General features: G+C 73.3%; 20 protein-coding genes. 5 read left to right on the forward strand and 15 right to left on the reverse strand.

What is annotated here, in order from left to right:
• Positions 1-31 precede the first annotated feature (31 nt).
• Complete coding sequence (locus tag H9641_RS04260) at positions 32-1,234, reverse strand: hypothetical protein (RefSeq protein WP_191801360.1); 1,203 nt, start codon at positions 1,232-1,234, stop codon at positions 32-34.
• Positions 1,235-1,293: 59 nt separating this feature from the next.
• On the opposite strand from H9641_RS04260, the gene H9641_RS04265 reads away from it, so the two are divergent.
• Positions 1,294-2,043 carry a class I SAM-dependent methyltransferase gene (locus H9641_RS04265; protein ID WP_191801362.1) on the forward strand — a complete coding sequence of 250 codons (750 nt, stop codon included), beginning with the start codon at positions 1,294-1,296 and terminating at the stop codon, positions 2,041-2,043.
• Positions 2,044-2,119: 76 nt separating this feature from the next.
• On the opposite strand, the gene tsaD is transcribed toward H9641_RS04265, so the two are convergent.
• A complete protein-coding gene (tsaD, locus tag H9641_RS04270) occupies positions 2,120-3,190 on the reverse strand; it encodes a tRNA (adenosine(37)-N6)-threonylcarbamoyltransferase complex transferase subunit TsaD (protein ID WP_191801365.1) in 1,071 nt (356 codons plus the stop codon).
• A 117-nt stretch (positions 3,191-3,307) separates the two neighbouring features.
• Between tsaD and H9641_RS04275 the strand changes: the two genes are divergently transcribed.
• Positions 3,308-3,949: a malonic semialdehyde reductase gene (locus H9641_RS04275; RefSeq protein ID WP_191801367.1), complete on the forward strand. Its 642-nt coding sequence runs from the start codon at positions 3,308-3,310 to the stop codon at positions 3,947-3,949.
• Positions 3,950-4,014: 65 nt separating this feature from the next.
• Here H9641_RS04275 and H9641_RS04280 read toward each other — a convergent pair whose 3' ends face one another.
• From H9641_RS04280 to H9641_RS04315, 8 genes are all read right to left on the reverse strand, one after another.
• Positions 4,015-4,872: a sulfurtransferase gene (locus H9641_RS04280; RefSeq protein ID WP_191801369.1), complete on the reverse strand. Its 858-nt coding sequence runs from the start codon at positions 4,870-4,872 to the stop codon at positions 4,015-4,017.
• Positions 4,869-5,408 carry a ribosomal protein S18-alanine N-acetyltransferase gene (rimI, locus tag H9641_RS04285; RefSeq protein WP_191801371.1) on the reverse strand — a complete coding sequence of 180 codons (540 nt, stop codon included), beginning with the start codon at positions 5,406-5,408 and terminating at the stop codon, positions 4,869-4,871. Before rimI ends, H9641_RS04280 begins: the two co-directional genes overlap by 4 nt.
• Positions 5,405-6,139, reverse strand: coding sequence for a tRNA (adenosine(37)-N6)-threonylcarbamoyltransferase complex dimerization subunit type 1 TsaB (gene tsaB / locus H9641_RS04290; protein WP_191801373.1), 735 nt, complete (start codon positions 6,137-6,139; stop codon positions 5,405-5,407). The genes rimI and tsaB overlap by 4 nt, the downstream gene beginning before the upstream one ends.
• Before the next feature lie 9 nt (positions 6,140-6,148).
• Complete coding sequence (tsaE, locus tag H9641_RS04295; RefSeq protein WP_191801375.1) at positions 6,149-6,793, reverse strand: tRNA (adenosine(37)-N6)-threonylcarbamoyltransferase complex ATPase subunit type 1 TsaE; 645 nt, start codon at positions 6,791-6,793, stop codon at positions 6,149-6,151.
• The gene (gene alr / locus H9641_RS04300; RefSeq protein ID WP_318244379.1) at positions 6,790-8,082 is read right to left on the reverse strand and encodes an alanine racemase; all 1,293 of its coding nucleotides are present in this window, start codon (positions 8,080-8,082) and stop codon (positions 6,790-6,792) included. Before alr ends, tsaE begins: the two co-directional genes overlap by 4 nt.
• A gap of 183 nt (positions 8,083-8,265) precedes the next feature.
• Complete coding sequence (locus tag H9641_RS04305; protein ID WP_318244374.1) at positions 8,266-9,264, reverse strand: pseudouridine synthase; 999 nt, start codon at positions 9,262-9,264, stop codon at positions 8,266-8,268.
• 47 nt (positions 9,265-9,311) lie between these two features.
• Positions 9,312-10,112 carry a nucleoside/nucleotide kinase family protein gene (locus H9641_RS04310; RefSeq protein WP_449866956.1) on the reverse strand — a complete coding sequence of 267 codons (801 nt, stop codon included), beginning with the start codon at positions 10,110-10,112 and terminating at the stop codon, positions 9,312-9,314.
• Between the two features lie 87 nt (positions 10,113-10,199).
• On the reverse strand, positions 10,200-11,876 hold the full coding sequence (locus H9641_RS04315; RefSeq protein WP_191801379.1) for a bifunctional ADP-dependent NAD(P)H-hydrate dehydratase/NAD(P)H-hydrate epimerase: 1,677 nt from the start codon (positions 11,874-11,876) through the stop codon (positions 10,200-10,202).
• 155 nt (positions 11,877-12,031) lie between these two features.
• Between H9641_RS04315 and H9641_RS04320 the strand changes: the two genes are divergently transcribed.
• Together H9641_RS04320 and H9641_RS04325 are read left to right on the forward strand one after the other, a co-directional pair.
• Positions 12,032-13,231, forward strand: coding sequence for a DUF4190 domain-containing protein (locus tag H9641_RS04320; RefSeq protein ID WP_191801381.1), 1,200 nt, complete (start codon positions 12,032-12,034; stop codon positions 13,229-13,231).
• Positions 13,232-13,338: 107 nt separating this feature from the next.
• The gene (locus H9641_RS04325) at positions 13,339-14,400 is read left to right on the forward strand and encodes an LLM class F420-dependent oxidoreductase (protein WP_191801383.1); all 1,062 of its coding nucleotides are present in this window, start codon (positions 13,339-13,341) and stop codon (positions 14,398-14,400) included.
• A gap of 226 nt (positions 14,401-14,626) precedes the next feature.
• Here H9641_RS04325 and H9641_RS04330 read toward each other — a convergent pair whose 3' ends face one another.
• On the reverse strand, positions 14,627-14,977 hold the full coding sequence (locus H9641_RS04330; protein WP_056653843.1) for a holo-ACP synthase: 351 nt from the start codon (positions 14,975-14,977) through the stop codon (positions 14,627-14,629).
• A 121-nt stretch (positions 14,978-15,098) separates the two neighbouring features.
• Positions 15,099-16,964, reverse strand: coding sequence for a glutamine--fructose-6-phosphate transaminase (isomerizing) (gene glmS / locus H9641_RS04335; protein ID WP_056653840.1), 1,866 nt, complete (start codon positions 16,962-16,964; stop codon positions 15,099-15,101).
• Positions 16,965-17,165: 201 nt separating this feature from the next.
• On the opposite strand from glmS, the gene coaA reads away from it, so the two are divergent.
• Positions 17,166-18,116: a type I pantothenate kinase gene (gene coaA, locus H9641_RS04340; RefSeq protein WP_191801532.1), complete on the forward strand. Its 951-nt coding sequence runs from the start codon at positions 17,166-17,168 to the stop codon at positions 18,114-18,116.
• A 116-nt stretch (positions 18,117-18,232) separates the two neighbouring features.
• Here coaA and H9641_RS04345 read toward each other — a convergent pair whose 3' ends face one another.
• From H9641_RS04345 to glmM, 3 genes are all read right to left on the reverse strand, one after another.
• Positions 18,233-18,988, reverse strand: coding sequence for a DedA family protein (locus H9641_RS04345; RefSeq protein WP_191801384.1), 756 nt, complete (start codon positions 18,986-18,988; stop codon positions 18,233-18,235).
• A 274-nt stretch (positions 18,989-19,262) separates the two neighbouring features.
• Entirely contained in the window at positions 19,263-19,937 is a 675-nt protein-coding gene (locus tag H9641_RS04350) for a peptide deformylase (protein ID WP_404821921.1), read from the reverse strand.
• Positions 19,934-21,298: a phosphoglucosamine mutase gene (glmM, locus tag H9641_RS04355; protein ID WP_191801386.1), complete on the reverse strand. Its 1,365-nt coding sequence runs from the start codon at positions 21,296-21,298 to the stop codon at positions 19,934-19,936. The genes H9641_RS04350 and glmM overlap by 4 nt, the downstream gene beginning before the upstream one ends.
• Positions 21,299-21,304 lie beyond the last annotated feature (6 nt).

Below are 21,304 nucleotides of genomic sequence, written 5' to 3' on the forward strand. Positions count from 1 at the left end.
CGACGCCGGAGCGCACCGCGGGTGCGCCCGGTCAGTGGTCCGTGATCGTGACCCCACGTGCCGCGGCCTGCTCGGCGAGCCAGTCCTCCGACCAGTCCGGGGCCGTGCACGGCGACGACGAGCTGTCCGCGACCTCCTGCGAGTAACCGCCCCAGGACAGGACGCGGCACGTCGCGTCCGACTCGACGACGTCCTTCCAGTCCTCGTCGTCCCGCAGCCCCGCCTCGCCCGCAGACTGGACGACGTCGAACCGGTGCCACCACTGCATGAGGTGCGAGAGCTCGTGCGCGAGCACGAACTCCTTTGCCGCAGCGCTCGCCTCGGGTCCCCAGTACATGAACAGGGTCGTCGGGTAGTCGGGGTCGTAGCACCCGGCGACGCCGGTCTCGCGCATGTCGCGCTCGACGATCCACTCCATGCCGCAGTTGTAGGCGCCGTCGTCGGTGAAGACCACGCGCAGGCCCTCGTTGGCCGGGTTGAGATCGACGAGCCATCGCGTCGGGTCGGGCTGGCCGGGCGCGAAAGCGGTGCCGGGGGCCGCCGTGAGCAGGCTGTCCGGCACCGGCAGCGCGTAGTCTCCCTGCTTCCAGCGTTCCTCCATGCCCGCGTCGGCAGAGAGGTCTGATCCGCCCGCGGCGAGGTCGCCGGGAGCAGGGTCGGCGACGACGTCGTCCGAACCGGTGCCCGGGACGGGGGTGGTCTCCGGGTCCGGCTCGGGCGCGACCCAGCCGTCGATCGCCGGCACGGTCGGTGCGGGGTTGTCGAAGGCGCCCGCGAGCCCCTGCTGCGCGGACCGGATCACGCCGGCGGCCAGCCCGACCACGACCAGGACCCCGACGAGAGCGACGAAGGTCCCGACGAGCGCGGAGCGTCGACGGCGCGGGGGCTGTGGTGCGGCCGGGGCCGGGTACCCGGTGGGCCCGGCAGGGGCCGGGGGCCAGCGGTGGCCGCCCGCACGCGCCGCCTCCTGGGCGGCGAGCGTGCGGTGGACCGCAAACCAGTGCGCCGACGCCGCCAGGGCGTGCTGCTGAGCGCGGCCCACCTGGGTGAGGGCGTACGCGTGCCACGCCTGCGCGCTCTGCCACGCGGCGGCAGCGCTGCCCGGCGCGTGCGCGGACCCCGACGGCGGGCCCTGGTAGGCAGGTCCTGCCGGGCCGGGTCGCGCGGGATCCATGAGCTCTCCGTACTGCCCCGCGGCGGTCGCGTCGGCCAGGTCGCACGGTATCAAGTCCACCCGCGCGCCCCGCCCGGGGGTCCGAACAATTCGGTGGCGGTGGCTGAGAGCATGGGCGCATGGATCCCGCGGACTTCTACACCGGACTCGTCGTCGAGCTCTACTCGCCCCTGAAGTCGGGCCACGAGGACCCCGAGCGCTACGCGCGCTTCGTCCTGGACTCGGGCGAGCCGGCCCTCGAGCTCGGGTGCGGCGACGGGGACCCGCTCCTCGCGCTGCGCGCGCTCGACCTCGACGTCGAGGGCGTCGACTCGTCGGCCGACATGCTCGCCCGGTGCCGCGAGCTCGCGGCCCAGGAGGGCCTCGACGTCGTGGTGCACCACCAGCGCATGGAGGAGCTCGACCTCGACCGGTGCTACCGGTCGATCTTCCTCGCGGGCCCCACGTTCACCCTGCTGCCCGACGACGGCACGGCCCTCGCGGCGCTGCGCCGCATCCGGACCCACCTGACCCCCGACGGCACCGCGCTGGTCCCGCTCTTCGTCCCGACGCCGACGCCGTCCGAGCAGCTCGGGCGCGCCCGCGCGACGACGCGTGAGGACGGCGCGCTCCTGAGCGTCGCGGTCACGACCGAGGAGCGCGACGAGGTCGCCCGGGTCCAGCGCAGCACACTGCGCTACGAACGCGTCCTGGACGGTCTCACCACGGTCGACGAACGGGTGTGGACCATCCACTGGTACACCCGCGACGGCTTCCGCGACCTGGCCCGTGCCGCGGGTCTCGAGGTCGTCGAGGTCCAGGACGACGAGGGGCGCCCGGCCGCGCACGACGCGAGCGACGTCACGTTCGTGCTGCGCGCCGCGCGCTGAGCGACGGCGCCCGATCGGGCACGCCGCCTCACCGAGAACGAGCTGCTCGGCTCAGAGCGGGCCAGGCCTGGCCCGCTCAGACCGTGACGGTCGTGAGCGGCATCGAGGAGTCGACGGGGATGTCGAGGCCCGAGGGCGCGACGCCCGCCCGGACGACCGCCGACCCGAGCGCGGCGATCATCGCGCCGTTGTCGGTGCAGTACCGGATGGGAGGGATGCGCAGGTCGATACCGGCCTCGGCGCAACGCTTCGCGGCCATGTCGCGCAGCTGGGAGTTGGCGCTGAACCCGCCACCGACCACGAGCGTCTCGACGCCGTGCCGCTGGCAGGCCGCGATGGTCTTGGCCGTGAGGACGTCGGCGACGGCCTCGGCGAACGAGGCCGCGACGTCGTTCAAGGGCACCTCGAGCCCGCTGTCGACACGGGCCTCGACCCAGCGGGCGACCGCGGTCTTGAGGCCGGAGAACGAGAAGTCGTACGCGTGCTTCTCCTGGTCCTTGCGCGCGGTGAGGCCACGCGGGAAGCGGATCGCGGTCGGGTCGCCCTCGCGCGCGAGGCGGTCGACGTGGGGCCCTCCGGGGTAGGGCAGCCCGAGGAGGCGGCCGACCTTGTCGAACGCCTCGCCCGCGGCGTCGTCGAGCGTCGAGCCGAGCTCGGTCACGTCGGTCGCGATGTCGTCCACGAGCAGCAGCGACGAGTGCCCGCCCGAGACCACGAGGGCCATGACGTGCTCGGGGAACTCGCCGTGGACCAGCTCGTCGACCGCGGCGTGGCCGATCACGTGGTTCACGCCGTACAGAGGCTTGTTCAGGCCGATCGACAGCGCCTTGGCGGCCGAGGCGCCGATCGTGAGCGGGCCGACGAGGCCGGGACCGGCCGTGACCGCGATCGCGTCGATCTGCGAGAGGTCGACGTCCGCCTCGCCCAGCGCACGCTGGATCGTGGGGATCATCGCCTCGAGGTGGGCGCGCGAGGCGACCTCGGGGATGATGCCGCCGTAGCGGGCGTGCTCGTCCATCGAGCTCGCGACCGCGTCGACGAGGAGCTCGCGGCCGCGCACGAGCGCGACCCCCGTCTCGTCGCAGGAGGACTCGATCCCGAGGACGAGGGGGGCACCGAGGCTGTCAGAGGAACCGCCAGAAACCATGGTTCCCAGCGTAGTCGTGCTGGAGAGGTCGTCGTGCGGGCGGGGACGCCGTCGTTGTGTCGCACGTCACGCCCCGGATCGGGAAGGGTGATTGATCCTTCAACTGTTGACCGAGGCATGAGCACAGAGACCTTCACCCCCATCGACGCCGCCTTCGACGACCTGCTCGAGATCGACGCCTCGACCGCCGACCTGCTGTTCCGCGAGGCCCGCACCGTCCACGCGTTCGAGGACGAGGCCGTGCCGGACGAGAAGATCCAGGCCGCCTACGACCTGGTCCGCTGGGGACCGACCGCCATGAACACCGTGCCGCTGCGCCTCCTCGTGGTCCGTGACCCCGAGGCCCGTGCACGCCTGGTCGAGCACATGGCCGACGGCAACAAGGCCAAGACCCTGGCTGCGCCGCTGACCATCGTCGCCGCGGCCGACCCCAACTTCCACGAGTACCTGCCCGTCCTCGCCCCGCACATGGAGGGCGCCAAGGAGAACTTCGAGGCTGCCGGCGAGGAGACCCGTACCGGGATGTCCCGCACCTCTGCGCTGATCCAGGTCGGCTACTTCATCGTGGGTCTGCGTGCGGCCGGTCTGCACGTCGGTCCCATGGGTGGCTTCGACGCGGCAGGTGTCGACGCCGAGTTCTTCGGCGAGAACGGCTGGAAGTCGCTCGTCGTCATCAACGTCGGCACCCCGGCTGGCGAGGGCGCGACGTACCCGCGCCAGACGCGCCTCACGTTCGAGCAGGCCTCGACGACGCTCTGACGCCGTCCCGCCGGTGCGCCGAGCCCTCTGCGGCCCCCGGCTGAACGACCCCGAGACCCGTCCGGTCAGGCCCCTGTGGCCACCGGGCGGGTCTCGTCGTTGGACCACTGGGACCACGAGCCCGCGTAGAGCGCGGCGTCGATCCCCAGCGTGGCGAGGGCTGCGACCTCGTGCGCGGCCGTGACCCCGGACCCGCAGTAGACGCCGACGTGCTGCTCGCCGTCGGCGCGCACCCCGAGCGCCGCGAAGCGCTCGCGCAGCGCGGGCTCGTCGAGGAACCGTCCGTCGGACCCGAGGTTCTGGACGGTCGGCGCGCTCACGGCTCCGGGCACGTGCCCCGCGCGCGGGTCCACGGGCTCGACCTCGCCCCGGAAGCGCTCGCCCGCCCGAGCGTCGAGGAGCAGTCCGCTGCCCGACGACGCCAGGCGCGCCGCGTCGTCGGGCGTGAGCGTGGGGAGCTCCCCCTGCGACAGGACGACGTCCCCGCGCACGGGGACGACCTCCCCCTGCTCGAGGACGAAGCCCGCACCGGTCCAGGCACCGAGACCACCGTCGAGGAGGCGGACGTCGGCGAGACCCGCCCAGCGCAGCAGCCACCAGGCGCGCGCCGCCGACGTGGCGCCCACGGCGTCGTACGCGACGACGCGGGACCCCTGGCGCACGCCCCAGCGACGCGCGGCCGCCTCGAGGTCGGCGAGGTCCGGGAGCGGGTGCCGGCCCCTCGCCGGGGACGGCGGCGCGGCGAGCTCGGACTCGAGGTCCACGAACACCGCGCCGGGCAGGTGCCCCGCGAGGTACTGCTCGTGGCCGTCCGTGACCCCGAGGGCCCAGCGGACGTCGAGCAGGACCAGGTCGCCCGTTCCTGCCGCGAGCTCGTCGTGCAGGGCCCGTGCCGAGACGAGCACCGCGTCGCGTGCGCTCACGCGACGCCCGGCTCGTCGGGCACCGCTGCGTCGCGGGTCTCCGCGGCAGGCGCGTCGTCGGTCAGCTCGAGGCGCATGGTGTACGCGTCGACGTCCTCTGGCTGGTAGTACCGCTTGCGGATGCCGAGCTGCTCGAACCCGAACTTGCCGTACATGGCCAGCGCGGCGTCGTTGTCCACCCGGACCTCGAGCAGCACCGCGCTCGCCCCGACCTGGCGCGAACGGTCGATCAGAGCCGTCAGCAGCACCGACCCGATGCCGAGGTGCTGGTACTGCGGGTCCACGCCGATCGTCATGATCTGCGTGACGTCGCCGTCGAACCACAGTCCCGCGTAGCCGATGAGCTCCTGCGGGCCGGCGGCGTAGAGGCGGACGGGCTCGGCCGCGACGTACCAGCGGCCCAGCGCCCCGAGCTCCTCGGCGAGCATGCCGTAGGTCCAGGCGCTCGACCCGAACAGCTCCTGCTCGAGGCGTACGACGCGCGGCAGGTCCGCGGCCCGCAGCGGCCGGAGCTTGACCTCGTAGCGCGCGCTCACGCCCCGGCCCCCGTCGGCGTCGCCGCGGGCGGTGCGTCGCTCGCCCGCTTGCGCGCGGCGGGCTCCTGGACGTCCGGTCGGCGCAGGTACAGCGGCTCGGTGGGCTGCTCGACGCCCGCGTCGCGGCGGGCGATCGCGAGCCGCGCCAGGACCGTCGCGTCGGGCACCAGGGGCGCGTCCTCGGCGAGCGGCAGGTGGTCGGGGTACAGCGCGGCCCCTTCTCCCACGACGACGGCGCCCGCGACCTGGTCGGCCAGGCCCGCGGCCGGACCCACGTCGGGACCCGCGACGAGCTCGACGACCGGGGTCGCGTGCGGACCCTCGTGCGCCACGACGCGGTAGCGCGCCCAGTACACCTCACGACGGCGCGCGTCGGCGGTCGCGAGGACCTCGTCGCCCGGCGTGAGGCCCAGGTCGCTCACGGCCTGCGCCGCGATCGCGTCGAGGCCCGAGACGCCGAGCGCCGGGATGCCGAGCGAGAGCGCGAGCGTGCGGGCCGTGACCAGCCCCACGCGCAGGCCCGTGAACGGCGCCGGCCCGGTGCCCGCGACGACCGCGGTCAGCGCGGTCCGGTCCACGCCGGCCTCGGCGAGCACCTCGCTCACGAGGGGAGCCAGGGTCTCGGCGTGCCGGCGTCTCTCGTCCGCGGAGCGCACGGCGAGCCGTTCACCGCCTTCCCCGACGAGGGCGACCGCGACGGCGGCTGACGTATCGAGCGCGAGGACTGCCACGGTCCCAGCCTACTTTTCCGCGGACGGGTCGGCGGCCAGCTCCTGCATGCCGGAGCCCTCCGCACGGGGTCCCGCGGTGTCGTCCGGCTCCCCCGAGGACTCGAGGGACGCGACGACGGCCGCGCGCAGCGCGGCTGCGGCCCGCTCGAAGCCGGCCCAGCGGTCGCCCACGGCCCGCACGGTCACGTGCCGGACCCCGGCCTCGGGCGAGTCGAGCCCGTCGTCGGTCCCGTCGCTCCCCGCGGAGACGCCCAGTCCGCCGCGCGGGCGCTCGATCGTGATCTCCAGGCGGTCCTCGGCGAGGGACTCCACGAGGTCCTGTCCCCACTCGACGACCGTGACCGACTCGTCGAGGCTCGCGTCGAGGTCGAGCGCCTCGACCTCGTCGAGCGAACCGAGCCGGTAGGCGTCGACGTGCACCAGGTACGGCCCGCCCGCGAGCGGCGGGTGCACGCGCGCGATGATGAACGTGGGCGACGCCACCTGGCCCCGCACCCCCAGCCCCGTGCCGATCCCCTGGGTCAGGGTCGTCTTGCCCGCGCCCAGGTCGCCCGTGAGCATCACGAGGTCTCCCGCGCGCAGCTCGCGGGCCAGCGCGAGCCCGAACGCGCGGGTCGCGTCGGCGTCGGGCAGATCGATGGTCAGGTCGTTCATGACAGCCACTCCTGGTCGTGGTGAAGGGGGTTGCTCGACGCCTCGGGGGCGCGGTCCGCCGGAGCGCCCGTGGCGGGCTCCGTCGTCTGGCCGGTCGTGCCGCCCGTGCCGTCGACGTGAACGCGCGGCACGCGCGCGCCCAGACGCGTCGTGATCTCGTAGCTGATGGTGCCGGCGGCCAGCGCCCAGTCCTCGGCGGTCGGGGCTCCCCCGCGGGCCAGCCCCGCACCGGGCCCGAACAACGTCACGACGTCGCCCGCCTGCTCGGACGCGTAGGGACCCAGGTCGAGCACGAACTGGTCCATGCAGACCCGCCCGGCCACGTGCAGGACGCGGCCCGTGCCGTCCACTCCGCCGGCCTCGTCGATCGGCCCACCCACCAGCACGGGGCCACCGGGCCGCTCGGGCAGGGCGCCCGAGGCGTGCCGCGGGATGCCGTCGGCGTAGCCGAGCGGGACCACGCCGAGGATCGTCGCCTGCGGCGTCGTGTAGGCGTGCGCGTAGGAGACGCCCTGGCCCCCCGCGACCTGCTTGACGGTCGCGAGCCGAGCCTCGAGCGTCATGGCCGGGGTCAGGCCGAAGTCGTCGGGCGTCCCGAGCTGCGGGACCGGCGAGAGGCCGTAGACCGCGAGGCCCGGGCGCACCAGGTCGTAGTGCACGCGCGGGTTGGTGAGCGTCGCCGCCGAGTTCGCGAGGTGACGCACCTCGAGCTGCGCACCCGCGGCCTCGGTCGTGCGCACCGCGGCGTCGAACACGTCGGCCTGGTGCAGGACGGTCGGGTGCTCGGGCTCGTCCGCGAACGCGAAGTGCGACCAGATCCCGACGACGCGCAGCACGCCCTCGGACTCGGCGCGCAGCGCGGCGTCGAGCACGGCCGGGAGCTGGTCCGGCACGATCCCGTTGCGCCCGAGCCCCGTGTCGATCTTCAGGTGCACGCGAGCAGGACGCCCGGCCGCGCGGGCCGCCGCGGCGACCTCGTCGAGGGCCCAGGGCGCGGCGACCGAGACGTCGATCTCGGCCTCGACGAGCGCCCGGAGCGGCGCTCCCGGCGCGTAGAGCCAGGTCAGGACCCGCGCCTGGTCGGGGCCGATGCCCGCGGCGCGCAGCGCGAGCGCCTCCGAGAGCTGCGCCGTGCCGAGCCACGTGGCCCCGCCCGCGAGCGCCGCACGGGCGCTGGGCAGCAGGCCGTGGCCGTACGCGTCGGCCTTGACGACCGCCATGACCTGGGCCGTGCCGGCGTGCCGCGCGAGCGACTCGACGTTGGAGCGGATCGCGCCCAGGTCGATCACGGCGCGGGCCGGGTAGTAGTCGGCGGGCGGGACGGGGCCGGTGGCCGACGGCGAGGGGGTGGTGTCGCCGGTGGAACCGTGCGGGGGATCGCTGAAGGGGCTCACGGTCACCGATTCTCTCACCGGCGGTGACGGGCGTGCGGGCCGAGGCGACGGACCCGCCCACCAGGGACGCCGTCGGGCCTACGACCACTCCTGCAGAGGCCGCGTCGTCTCGAACCGCCGTGGCCTCCCGCTGAGCGGGTCGACGAACTCGATCGAGCGCGAGACGAGCTGGAGCGGCCTGCTGAAGTCGTCGGGGCGCACGTCGTAGAACGTCGGGTAGAAGTTGTCGTGCAGGATCGGCAGGCCCAGCGAGCTCATGTGCAGCCGGAGCTGGTGGGTCTTGCCCGTGTGCGGGGTGAGGCGGTAGAGCCCGGTCCGGCCGCGCGACCCGTCGCCCGTCCCGGACGAGTCCTCGCGCGTGGCCACGAGCTCGACGAGGCTCTCGGAGTTCGGCTCGCCCGGCACCTCGGACGCGCGCATGACGCCGCGCTCCTTGTGGATGCGGCTGCGCACGACGCGCGGCAGGTCGAGCGCTGGGTCGACGCCCGCGACGGCCTCGTACACCTTGGTCACGCGCCGCTCGGCGAAGAGGGTCTGGTACGGCCCGCGGACCTCGGGCCGCACGGTCAGCACGAGCACCCCCGCGGTCACGCGGTCGAGCCGGTGAGCGGGCGAGAGCTCGGGCAGGTCGAGGTCTCGGCGCAGCCGGACCAGCACGGACTCCGCGATGAAGGCACCGCGCGGGATGCTCGCCAGGAAGTGCGGCTTGTCGACCACGACCAGGTCGTCGTCGCGGTGCAGGATCTCGATCTCGAACGGCACGCGTGCCTCCACGGGCGGGTCCCGGTACAGGAACACGCGCGCGTGCTGCGCGAAGGCCGTGTCGGGCGTGACCGGCCGGCCCAGATGGTCGACGACCTCCCCCGCGGCGACCTTCTCGCGCAGGCGCGGCTCGTCGTCGGGGAAGCGGTGGACGAGGTGGTCCAGGACGGTGTCCCACCGGGGCGATCCGTCGCTCCCGTCGCCGTTCTGGGGCAGGACGACGCGGGTCGCGTTGAGTCCGTCGCGCACGGGGAGCGGCTGGAACGGGATGCGCCGACGGCGCGGCGGGACCTGGGGGGTCGTGGGGGTCGGCACGGCCACCACGGTAGCCGCTCGCCCCGGGCGACCCTGCTGGGTGGCCGTCAGGAGGGGCGCACGACGACGTCGGCCCGGTCCCGCGTCGAGGCCACGAGCCGGGCGTTGGCCTCGTCGGGCCCCAGCGCCCAGGCGCGCGCCGCGGCAGGCGGCTTGCCGTGCCGTTCGTGCCGGGCCACGAGGCGCTCGATGCGCACGGGTTCGGGGACCTCGAGGAACCAGGTCTCGTCGAGGATCGTGCGCACCGGGCTCCAGCGCCCGTGGTCCTGGTCCTCGCCCAGCAGGAGGTAGTTGCCCTCGGTCAGGACGAGCTCGACGTCCGGTCCGACGGGGATCGATCCCGCGACAGGCTCCTCGATCTCGCGGTCGAACGCGGGCGCGTAGACCGTGACGCCGTCGCGGGGCGAGCGGAGCCGCCCGAGGAGCGCGACGTACCCGTGGGCGTCGAACGTGTCGGGCGCGCCCTTGCGGTCCCGGCGGCCCAGGCGGGCGAGCTCGGCGTCGGCGAGGTGGAAGCCGTCCATGGGCACGACGACGGCGCTCACCCCAGGCGCGCGGGCGCCCTGCGCGGACGGGGCCGACGGGACGCCGCCGCTGTCGGCGGGTGCGGCGCGCTGCGCGAGCGCGGCGAGGACGTCCGCGGCGAGCGTCGACTTCCCCGCCCCCGGTGCGCCGACGATCCCGACGAGCACCCTGGCCGTTCCCCTTGGCGCCGTGCCCCTGGCCGACGTGCCCCCAGGGGCCGTGCCTCGGGCGCGTGCGACGAGGTCCAGGCACCGGTCCGCGAGCGCTGCCGCGACCTCGCCCTCGATCAGCACCTGGTCACCCTCGACGTCTACGTGCCTCACCCGCGACCTCCTCTCTCGTCACCGACGGTGTGGCGGTGCGCCGCCACCGTGGACCTGAGCGTCCGCCGCCGTGGGCCTGCGCGTCCGTCACCCTCGGAGCAGGTCCGCGACCACGCCGGGAACTGCCTCGGCCACGTCCATGGCCGCGACCGGCCCGCCAGGGTTCGCCCGCACGGCTGCCAACCCGTGGACCGTAGCAGCCGCGGCAGCGAGCTCTGCGGCCAGCCCGGGCTCCTGGACCACGCGCTCGCCGTGGGCGGCCAGAAGGGCGCCCAGGAGCCCCGTGAGCACGTCCCCGGCCCCCGCGGTCGCGAGCCAGGCCGGTCCGTCCGCCTGGGACCACACTCCCTCGGGTCCGACCACCACGGTCGCCGACCCCTTGAGCAGCACGGTCGCGCCCGTGAGCTCGTGCGCGGTGCGCGCCCAGCGCAGCGGCTCGGCCTCGACGTCGGCCCGGTCGACGTCCTCGCCACGCGCCCTCAGGAGGCTCGCGAGCTCGCCCGCGTGCGGCGTCAGCACGACCGACGGCGGGCAGGTCGCAGGCAGCAGCGACAGCGCGCCGGCGTCCACGACGCACGCCGGTCGCGGCCCGGCCGAGGCGTCCCAGGCATCCTGTGCGAGCTCGCCGCACGCCACCGCGAGCGCGTACCGGATGCGCTCGTGCTGGCCGGCGTCCGGTCCGGCGCCCGTGTCCCGCTCGCTCGCGCCGTCGCGCAGCGGTGGCCGCTCCCCCGCGGCCGGCACCCCCGACCCGAGCGCCCACGCCTGGACCCTGCCCTCGGCGGGCACGGCCTCGGGGCGAGCCGAGACGACGACCCGCGCGACGTCGTCGGGCCCGCGGTACCGCACCATGCCCGCGCCTGCACGGACGGCCGCCGTGACCGCGAGCACCGCGGCACCCGGGAACGTCGGCGTGCCCGCGACGACGCCCAGGACCCCGCGCGTGTACTTCTGGTCGCTCGCCCCGGGCACAGGCCACAGGCGTGCGACGTCCGCAGGTTCGAGGCGCCGGACCGCGGGGGTTCCCAGCCCGGCGAGGCCCACGTCGACGGGTGTCACGTGCCCTGCGAGGTGGGTCGCCGGGGGCAGGAGCAGCCCGGGCTTGGGTGCGCCGAAGGTGACCGTCCGGTCGGCGGGCAGGACGGGCCCGGGGACCGAGCCGTCGTCGACACCGATCCCGCTCGGGGCGTCGACCGCGACGACCCAGGGCCGCGGCCCGCCGCGGGAGACCCACCCCGACAGCCGGTCCGCGAGCGCCTCGACCAGCTCGCCGGCCACGCCCCGCAGGGCTCCCGACGCACCGATCCCGACCAGCCCGTCGACGACCACGTCGGCCGAGAGGATGCCCTCGACGGCCTGTCCCCATCGCGCGCGCCCTGCCGGGGCGCCCAGGTCGAGGACCCTCCCACCCGCGCGGTGCAGCGCCGTCAGGCCGTCGGCATGAGGGTGCTCGCTCGTGCAGACCGCCTCGACCGCGACACCTCGCCGGGCCAGGTACGCCCCCGCGAACAGGGCGTCGCCGCCGTTGTTGCCCGAGCCCACGAGGAGCACCACCCGTGTGCCGGTCACGTGCCCTGGGCGCGCTCCGCCGTCGGGCCCGGCACCCCCTGCCCGCGCGGAACTCCAGCGCGGGGACGCGCGCCGCAGGTCGCCTGCCACGATCGTCGCGAGCGCGAACGCCGCACGCTCCATGAGCGGGACGCCCCGGGCGAGCAGCGGCTCCTCGGCGGCACGAACCTGGGCGGCGGCGAACGCTTCGATCATGGGGCCATGATGCCGCGCTTGGGCGCCGCACGCTGAGAGAGCCTCCGGTCCTCCCGTCCGGAATTCACCCGGTCGCTGCATGAGATTCGCCTCACCGGTCCCGGTCCAGCCAGTACGGTTCTGGCACTTTCGTCCCTCTCCGTGAGCAGGTTGCCGTGACCGATTCCCCGCAGAACTCCTACCGCGTCGGCGACGTGGTCAACGGTTGGCGTCTGGCTCCCGACGGGACCTGGGTGCCCGCCTCGTCACCGCCCCCGCCGCCGGGACTCATCCAGGGCGTCCCGACCTCCACCGAGGCGATGAACCACGACGCGGGGCACGCAGGTGCGGCGTGGCCCTACGCCCCCTCGGCGACCACAGAGCCGTACGGCTGGACCGGGCAGAGTGCAGCGCCGTCACCGAGCGGGTGGACCGCTCCGACCAAGAACACCCCCGCGACCCTGAGCCTGACGGCCGGGATCATCGCCGCCCTGGCGAACCTGTTCTTCCTCCCCGGAATCGCTGCGATCGTCCTGGGGATCGTCGGTCTGCGTCGCGCGAGCCGTTCGACGCCCGCCGTGGGAAGGACGCGGTCGATCTTGGGCATCGTGCTCGCGGTCGTCGGCACCGTCTCGGGCGTCCTCCTCCTGGTCGCGATCCTCGACGACTCCCCGGATGCCGCAAGCCCGGACCGCACCACAGTCGGCACGTCGCCCGAGGGCGAGTCGATGCAGGACATGGACCTCTCGTCGTTCACAGCGGTCGACGAAGCCGCCTGGGCGCAGATCGCCAAGGACCCGGAAGGGTACGTCGGCGACAAGATCGTCCTCTACGCCGAGGTCACACAGTTCGACGCCGCCACCGGGTCGGACTCGTTCCGCGCCAGCACCGGAGCCGAGCAACCGTCAACCTCCTTCGAGCTCGACGTCAACACCCTGCTCTCCGGCGACAGCTCGGTGCTGACCGACGTCACCGTGGGCGACGTCCTGAAGGTCCACGCGATCGTCGAGGGCGCGACGACCTACGACACCGTGATGGGCGGAGGCATGACCGCACCGGTGCTCAAGGTCGCTGCGGTCGAGGGCGTCGGCTTCAAGGATCTCAGCGGAGACGTCGCGCTCGGGGCTCCGGTCGCGCAGGAGTATGGCGGTGTGGCGCTCGCGCTCACCGTGACGAACAGCAGCACGGTGCAGATGACCTACTCCGTGGAGGTCGTCGCCGAGAGCCCCGACGGAACCGTCCAGCTCGGCACCGCGAGCGCCTACGCCGAGAACCTCGGCCCGAGCCAGTCAGCAGCGGTGACCGCCGACTTCTACGAGGACCTGCCCCCGGACGCGGTCTTCCGCATCGCGTCGGTCGATCGGTTCGACTACTAGGGCCCGGCATCCGCACGCGCCGACCGGGCACGTCAGGGCAGGACGCCCGGTCGACGCGTGCGGACGTTCCCCGAGCTCCCGTGCTGGGCCGGGCTAGATTGGCGACCATGCGATTCGGACTCTTCATCCCGCAAGGCTGGCGACAGGACCTCGTCGGCATCGACCCTTCCGAGCAGTGGGAGACCATGCGGTCGCTCGCTCACCACGCGGACACCGCGACGACCGGAGCGCCCGGCCCGGGCGGCTCAGACGCGCAGCACGTGTGGGAGTCGGTGTGGGTCTACGACCACTTCCACACCGTGCCCGAGCCCACGGGAGAGGCCACGCACGAGGCCTGGACGCTCATGGCGGCGTTCGCGGCGTCGACCGAGCGCGTACGCCTGGGCCAGATGTGCACGTGCATGGCCTACCGCAACCCGGCCTACCTCGCGAAGCTCGCGGCGACCGTCGACATCGTGAGCGGCGGCCGCACGGAGATGGGCATCGGCGCCGGCTGGTACGAGCACGAGTGGCGCGCCTACGGCTACGGGTTCCCGGGGGCGGGAGCACGCCTGGGCGCGCTCGACGAGGGCGTGCAGGTCATGGAGCAGATGTGGCGCACGGGCTCCGCGACGCTCGACGGCACGTACTTCCAGGTCGACGGCGCGCTGTGCCACCCGCAGCCGCTCCAGGTCCTGGACGGCGTGGGGGCCGACGGCGGCGGCGCTCCCAGCATCCCCCTGTGGATCGCGGGCGGTGGCGAGAAGAAGACGCTGCGCATCGCGGCGCAGCACGCCCAGTACACCAACTTCGACGGTTCGCTCGAGGGGTTCGCGCACAAGTCCGACGTCCTGCGGGGGCACTGCGAGGCGATCGGTCGGCCCTTCGAGGACATCACGCGCTCGGCCAACTACAACGTGGTCATCGGGGAGACCGAGGCCGACGTCGAGGACCGCCTGCGGTGGATCGGCGAGCACTACGCCAAGACCGTCCCCGCCAAGGCCGAGCAGACCGTGCGGGACTTCCGCTCTGGCCCGCTCGTGGGTACCCCCGAGCAGGTCGTCGAGACGCTCCAGAAGCTCGAGGGCGCGGGCATGACGTACGCCATCACGTACTTCGCGGAGGCGGCCTACGACCGCAGCGGGATCGAGCTGTTCGAGCGCGAGGTCGTGCCGGCGCTGCAGGGCTGACCGCTCCGCCGGCTCGGTGCCGCGGGGGCTGGAGCTGGAGAGCCGGTGCCTGTGCCTGTGCCTGTGCCTGTGCCGAGCACGAGGTTGCGGTCGTTCTGACGTCGAGAACGACCGCAACCTCGTGTTCGACAGCCGCTCGCGGCCACGCGACCACCTGCGCGAGAGACGCCGGAGCGCCCCGCGTCTCTGGCCTCCCCGGGTGGGACGACTTCGAGGCGACGAGCCCTCAGCCCTCCGCGACCACCATGGCCGACGCGATCCCGGCGTCGTGCGAGATCGACAGGTGGAACGACGTGATCCCGAGCGCGGTCGCCCTGGCCTGGACCGTCCCGGTGATCTCGACCTGTGGAGCGCCACCGACGACGCGGTGGACCGTGGCGTCCTGCCAGTTCATGCCGCCCGGCGCGCCGAGAGCCTTGGCGATGGCCTCCTTGGCCGCGAAGCGGGCCGCGAGGGACGCCGCCGGGAGGTCGCGCTCGGCGGGGGTGAAGAGCTTCTCGCGCAGGCGCGGCGTCCTGCCGAGCGTGTCCATGAACCGCGCGACGTCCACGACGTCGATTCCCACCCCGATGATCATGCGTTCACCCTAAGCGGTGGCGCGCGGCGCGGGCCCCGGACGCCGGAAGCCCACCGGGCCGGTGGCGCGGTGGGCTTCCGGGTGGTGCTGCGTCCGGGCGATGCCGGCGCGGCGCGCGGGACTACTCGACCGTGACGGACTTCGCCAGGTTGCGCGGCTGGTCGACGTCGAGGCCCTTGGCCGTGGCCAGCGCCATGGCGAAGATCTGCAGCGGGACGACCGCCAGGAGCGGCGAGAGCAGCGTGGGCGACTGCGGGATCCAGAAGATCTCGTCCGCGAAGGGCAGCACCGCGTCGTCGCCGTCCTCGGCGATGACGAGCGTGCGGGCCCCACGCGCCCGGATCTCCTGGATGTTGGAGATGACCTTCGAGTGGAGCGAGTCGCGTCCGCGCGGCGAGGGCACGACGACGAACACCGGCTGCCCCTCGTCGATCAGGGCGATGGGGCCGTGCTTGAGCTCGCCCGCCGCGAAGCCCTCGGCGTGGATGTACGCGAGCTCCTTGAGCTTGAGCGCGCCCTCGAGGGCGACCGGGAACCCGACGTGCCGGCCCAGGAAGAGCACCGACGTCGCGTCCTTCATGGAGCGGGCCACGGCGCTGACGTACTCGCCCCGCTCGATCACGGTCTGGATCTTGCGCGGCATCTCGCGCAGGTCGTCGAGGATCTCGCGGATCTCGTCGGGGAACTTGTTGCCGCGCAGCTGGGCCAGGTAGAGGCCCAGCAGGTAGGCCGCGGTGATCTGCGAGAGGAACGCCTTGGTCGAGGCGACCGCGATCTCCGGGCCGGCGTGCGTGTACAGGACCGCGTCGGACTCGCGCGGGATGGTCGACCCGTGCGTGTTGACGATCGAGATGACCTTGGCGCCCTGCTCACGCGCGTGCCGGACCGCCATGAGCGTGTCCATGGTCTCGCCGGACTGGGTGACGGCCACGACGAGCGTCTTCTCGTTGACGATCGGGTCGCGGTAGCGGAACTCGTGCGCGAGCTCGACCTCGACGGGGATGCGGCACCAGTGCTCGATCGCGTACTTGGCGACGTGCCCCGAGTAGGCCGCGGTGCCGCACGCGATGACGATGATCTTGTCGATGGTCCGCAGCACGGCCTCGTCGATGCGCAGGTCGTCGAGGATCAGGCGCCCCTCGGCGTCGGTCCGTCCCAGCAGGGTGTCCCCCACGGCCTGCGGCTGGTCGTGGATCTCCTTGTCCATGAAGGACGCGAAGCCACCCTTCTCGGCGGCGGCGGCGTCCCAGTCGACCGTGAAGCGCGTGGCCTCGGCCGGGTTGCCGTGGAAGTCGACGACCTCGACCGAGTCGGGGGTGATGGTCACGATCTGGTCCTGGCCCAGCTCGAGCGCGTCCTTGGTGAAGGCGATGAAGGCCGCGACGTCGGAGCCGAGGAAGTTCTCGCCCTCGCCGAGCCCGACGACGAGCGGCGAGTCGTGCCGCGCGCCCACCACGGTCGTGGGGCTGTCCGCGTGGACGGCGAGCAGGGTGAACGTTCCTTCGAGCTGGCGGGCGACGTAGGCCATGGCCTCGGTCAGGTCACCCGTGCGGCGGTAGGCACGGGCGAGCAGCTGGGCGGCGACCTCGGTGTCGGTCTCGGAGAGGAACGTGGCGCCGTCGGCCAGCAGCTCTTCCTTGAGGACCGCGAAGTTCTCGACGATCCCGTTGTGGATGACCGCGAGCCGCCCCTCGTCCGCGAGGTGCGGGTGGGCGTTGGTGTCGTTGGGCGCGCCGTGCGTCGCCCACCGCGTGTGCCCGATCGCCGCGGACGCGGCGGGCAGCGGTCTGGCGGCGAGCTCGTCGAGGAGCTTGACCAGCTTTCCGGACTTCTTGGCCGTCGCGACACGGTTCAGCTCGGGTGCGACGAGCGCGACCCCGGCCGAGTCGTAGCCGCGGTACTCGAGCCTGCCGAGTCCTTCGAGGACGACGTCCAGGGGTCGCCCGGACGTTGCGAGAGGGCCTGCGTAACCCACGATTCCACACATGTTTCGGAGTCTAGCGGCACCGGTCCGGGCTCTTTCGACCGCGACATCTCGCGATTCTTTGTTAGCGGTCCGGCGGCATTCGGTTCCCGATCACCGCGTGCGTCCGGCAGAATCATCCGAGTGGTTCCTCCCTCCGACCTGCCCGTCCCTCCGCGCGAGGGTGTCCCTGCGAGCGACCCGAGCGCCTCTCCCGGTGCGGGGCTGCTGTCCGAGCGCACCACGGCGTCGCCGTACGTCGACCTGGACCGCGCCGCGTGGAGCAAGCTCTCCGAGTCGACGCCGCTGCCGCTGACCGACTCCGACGTCGTCAAGCTCCGCGGCCTGGGCGATCCGATCGACCTGGCCGAGGTCGACGCGATCTACCGCCCCATCTCGCGACTCCTCAACCTGTACGTGACGGCCACGAGCGGCCTCCACGAAGCCACGTCGACCTTCCTGCGGGAGAACTCGACGCGCACGCCGTACGTGATCGGTGTCGCGGGGTCGGTCGCCGTGGGCAAGTCGACGACGTCCCGCATCCTGCGCGAGATGCTCGCGCGCTGGCCCGAGACCCCGCGCGTCGAGCTCATCACGACCGACGGGTTCCTCTACCCGAACGCCGAGCTCGCGCGGCGCGGCCTCATGGAGCGCAAGGGCTTCCCGGAGTCGTACGACCGCCGTGCCCTGATCCGGTTCCTGTCCCGCGTCAAGGCGGGGGCTCCCGAGGTCCGCAGCCCGGTCTACGACCACCTGACCTACGACATCGTCCCGGGGGCCGAGACGGTCGTCCGCAAGCCGGACGTCCTGATCGTCGAGGGGCTCAACGTCCTGCAGCCCGCACGGCCGAGCGCGACCGACGAGTCGACGGTCGCGGTGAGCGACTTCTTCGACTTCTCGATCTACGTCGACGCGCGCACGCGCAACATCCGCCAGTGGTACGTGGACCGGTTCCTCTCGCTGCGCCGGACGGCGTTCGCGCGTCCCGAGTCGTACTTCAAGCGCTACGCGACGCTCACGGACGAGGAGGCGATCGAGAAGGCCAGGTCGATCTGGGACTCGATCAACGCGCCGAACCTCGAGGAGAACATCCTGCCGACCCGCGGGCGGGCGACCCTGGTGCTGACGAAGGGCTCGGACCACTCGGTCCAGCGGGCGCGCCTGCGCAAGATCTGAGCGGCAGCCTGGGCGCCTGGCGGGGCGCTGGGGGCCTGGCGACCCGGGGGCCCGCGAACACCCTGAGCGCTCGGCCCCTCCCGCCGCTCACGCCCCGACGGGGCGCGCGAACGCGCTCAGCAGGCCCGGCGGACCGCGGACTCGTCGTCCTGCAGGTCCTCAGTGCCCGACGACGGTGCGGCGGTCTGGTCGGTCGGCGCACCGTGGAGCGGGGTGGCTCCGGCGGCGGCTGCCCGCGCGGCCTCGGCTGCGCGGCGCTTGCGGGCCATGCGGTTCATGATGCGGTCGACGACCACCCCGGACAGGACGCCCAGGATCACGCCGATGACCATGGCGAGGAGCGGCTGGTGGCCGAGCCACTGCGCGGCGACCAGTCCGATGAGGACCGAGTAGAGCGACCACGTCACGGCGGCGAGCCCCGAGTACAGCATGAAACGTCGCCGCGGATAGCCCACCGCGCCCGCGGTCATGTTGACCGCGACACGACCGATGGGGATGTACCGCGCCGCGAGGATGAAGGCGGCCCCACGAGCCTTGAGAGCCTGGTCGGCCCAGGCGACCGCCTTGCGCCCCCGGACCGTGCGGAGGAAACGGATCCGCTCGGTGCCGATGCTGCGGCCGAGCGCGTACGCGATCTGGTCGCCGGTCCACGCTCCGAGCGCGGCGATGACCAGGACGAGGACGAGGTTGGGATTGCCCGACGCGCTGGCGGCGACCGCGAGCGTGATGACCACGGACTCGCTGGGGATCGGCGGGAAGAAGCCGTCGATCGTCGCGAAGGCGTACAGGGCGGGGTAGATCCATGCGGACGCCGCGAGTGCGAGGACCCAGGTCTCCAGGTTCTCCAGGAAGGTCGAGACGGCCTCGATCACGGGTCCTCTGTTCGTCGGCTGGTGTGGCGAACCAGGCTGGTCACAGGTACAGGAGATGCACCTGTGACCAGCCTACGGATACGAGGGGCCGGCACCATCGGGGAAACCCCCCAGTCTGCCCTGATACCGACCCCTACCTTCCTCGATGAATTCTGCCGCACCGGCCGGGACCGGTGCGTCATCCTCCGGAGGGAGATCCACACCTAGGGAGGTCCCCCGGAAGGATGCTGTGACACCTCCGAGGGACGGGCATCCTGGCAGGGGCCCGAGCCGGTCAGGGCAGCGTGAACCCCAGCGCCTCAGCGGCCCCGGAGGGATCCGGGGTCTGTCCCCAGAACCGCATCATGCTGTCGTTCGACGCGAGCGACCGGAGCTCGGCGCGGTCGAGGTAGAGCCCGCCCTGCAGATGGTCGGTCTCGTGCTGGACGATGCGCGCCGGCCAACCGGTCAGGACGTCGTCCACCGGGCGACCGTGCTCGTCCTGGCCGGTGAGCCGGACGGTCCGGGGCCGGGCCACGACGGCCTGCCAACCGCTCACGCTCAGGCAGCCCTCGTAGAACGCCCGACGGTCGTCGCCCACGGCCTCGTACGCGGGGTTGACGAGCACGCGGAACGGCAGAGGGTGACGTTCGCGCAGGTCCGCGTCCTCGGGGTCGGAGACTCCCTGGTCCTGGATCACCGCGACCGCGATGCCCAGGCCGATCTGGGGAGCCGCGAGGCCGACCCCGGGGGCCGCGTGCATGGTGCGACGCATGGCCTCGACCAGCTCGGGGAACAGGTCCCCGAGCTGACCCGTGTAGGGCACCGCCGTTCGGCGGAGCACCGGATGACCCGCCTGGACGATCGGCAGCACACCGTCCTCGTGGCGTGCGAGATGGCTCGCGACCTGGTCGCGCAGCTCCTCGTCGACGGGTCCGGCGAACCCGACAGCGTGGCTCTCGGTGGTCACAGGGCCAGCCTGTCCCGCACCACTGCGGCGAGCGACTCGGCCACGGCGTCGGCCGAGGCCTGCGTCGCGGCCTCGACCATGACGCGCACCAGGGGCTCGGTGCCCGACGAGCGCAGGACGACCCGGCCGGTCTCGCCGAGGCGGGACTCGGCTGCCGCGACCGCCTCCTGCAGGACCGCGTCCGTCGCGGTGCGGGCCTTGTCCACGCCCGGCACGTTGAGCAGCGTCTGCGGCAGCTTGGGCACGGCGCCCGCGAGGTCCGCGAGCTTGGTCCCCGACTCCTGGATGCGTGCGGCGAGCTGGAGCGCCGTGAGGACACCGTCGCCCGTGGTCGCGAACTGCGACAGGATGATGTGGCCCGACTGCTCGCCGCCGAGGGTGTACCCGTTGGCGCGCATCTCCTCCAGCACGTACCGGTCGCCCACGCCGGTCTGGACGGTCCGGATGCCCGCCTCACGCATCGCGAGGATCAGCCCGAGGTTGCTCATGACCGTCACGACGAGCGTGTCCTCGTGCAGTCGCCCCTTGTCCTTCTCGGCGAGGGCCAGGACACCCATGATCTGGTCGCCGTCGACGAGCACGCCTCGGTGGTCCACGGCGATGCAGCGGTCGGCGTCGCCGTCGAACGCGACGCCGAAGTCGGCCTCGGAGGCGACCACGACGGCCTGGAGCTGCTCGGGGTGGTTCGAGCCGCACTTCTCGTTGATGTTGCGCCCGTCGGGGCTCGCGTTCATCACGACGACGTCGGCACCGGCCGCGCGCAGCGCGGCGGGTCCCACGTCGCTCGCCGCCCCGTTCGCGCAGTCCACGGCGATCCGCAGCCCCGAGAGCGGCAGGGCGTCACCCGTGGCGCCGATGCTCCCGATGAGGTGCTCGACGTAGTCCGCACCGGCGCTGCCCGTGTCGGTCCGGACGCGGCCGACGCCGGCCCCGAGCGGACGGTCCCATGCGGTGCCGAGCTGACGCTCGATCTCGTCCTCGAGCGAGTCCTCGAGCTTGATCCCGCCTCGGGCCAGGAACTTGATGCCGTTGTCGGCCATCGGGTTGTGCGAGGCGGAGATCATGACGCCGAAGTCCACGTCGAGAGTGCTCGTGAGGAACGCGACGGCGGGCGTCGGCAGGACGCCGACGTCGAGCACGTTGACCCCGGCGCTCGCCAGGCCCGCGGTCACTGCCGCGCCGAGGAACTCGCCCGAGGCCCGGGGGTCGCGGCCGATCACCGCACGCGGGCGGTGCCCTTCGGGTTGTCCCGTGCGTCCCAGCACGTTGGCCGAGGCCACGCCCAGGCCGAGCGCGAGCTCGGCCGTGACGTCCCTGTTCGCCAGCCCCCGCACGCCGTCGGTGCCGAACAGTCGTCCCATGAGATT

It is taken from the genome of Oerskovia merdavium, assembly GCF_014836755.1.
GTDB classification, from domain to species: domain Bacteria; phylum Actinomycetota; class Actinomycetes; order Actinomycetales; family Cellulomonadaceae; genus Oerskovia; species Oerskovia merdavium.

Coding starts and splice junctions, on each gene's coding strand:
- H9641_RS04265 (WP_191801362.1), top strand. CDS start 1,294: ATGGATCCCGCGGACTTCTACACCGGACTCGTCGTCGAGCTCTACTCG.
- tsaD (WP_191801365.1), bottom strand. CDS start 3,190: ATGGTTTCTGGCGGTTCCTCTGACAGCCTCGGTGCCCCCCTCGTCCTC.
- H9641_RS04275 (WP_191801367.1), top strand. CDS start 3,308: ATGAGCACAGAGACCTTCACCCCCATCGACGCCGCCTTCGACGACCTG.
- tsaE (WP_191801375.1), bottom strand. CDS start 6,793: ATGAACGACCTGACCATCGATCTGCCCGACGCCGACGCGACCCGCGCG.
- H9641_RS04315 (WP_191801379.1), bottom strand. CDS start 11,876: ATGATCGAAGCGTTCGCCGCCGCCCAGGTTCGTGCCGCCGAGGAGCCG.
- H9641_RS04325 (WP_191801383.1), top strand. CDS start 13,339: ATGCGATTCGGACTCTTCATCCCGCAAGGCTGGCGACAGGACCTCGTC.
- H9641_RS04330 (WP_056653843.1), bottom strand. CDS start 14,977: ATGATCATCGGGGTGGGAATCGACGTCGTGGACGTCGCGCGGTTCATG.
- glmS (WP_056653840.1), bottom strand. CDS start 16,964: ATGTGTGGAATCGTGGGTTACGCAGGCCCTCTCGCAACGTCCGGGCGA.
- glmM (WP_191801386.1), bottom strand. CDS start 21,298: ATGGGACGACTGTTCGGCACCGACGGCGTGCGGGGGCTGGCGAACAGG.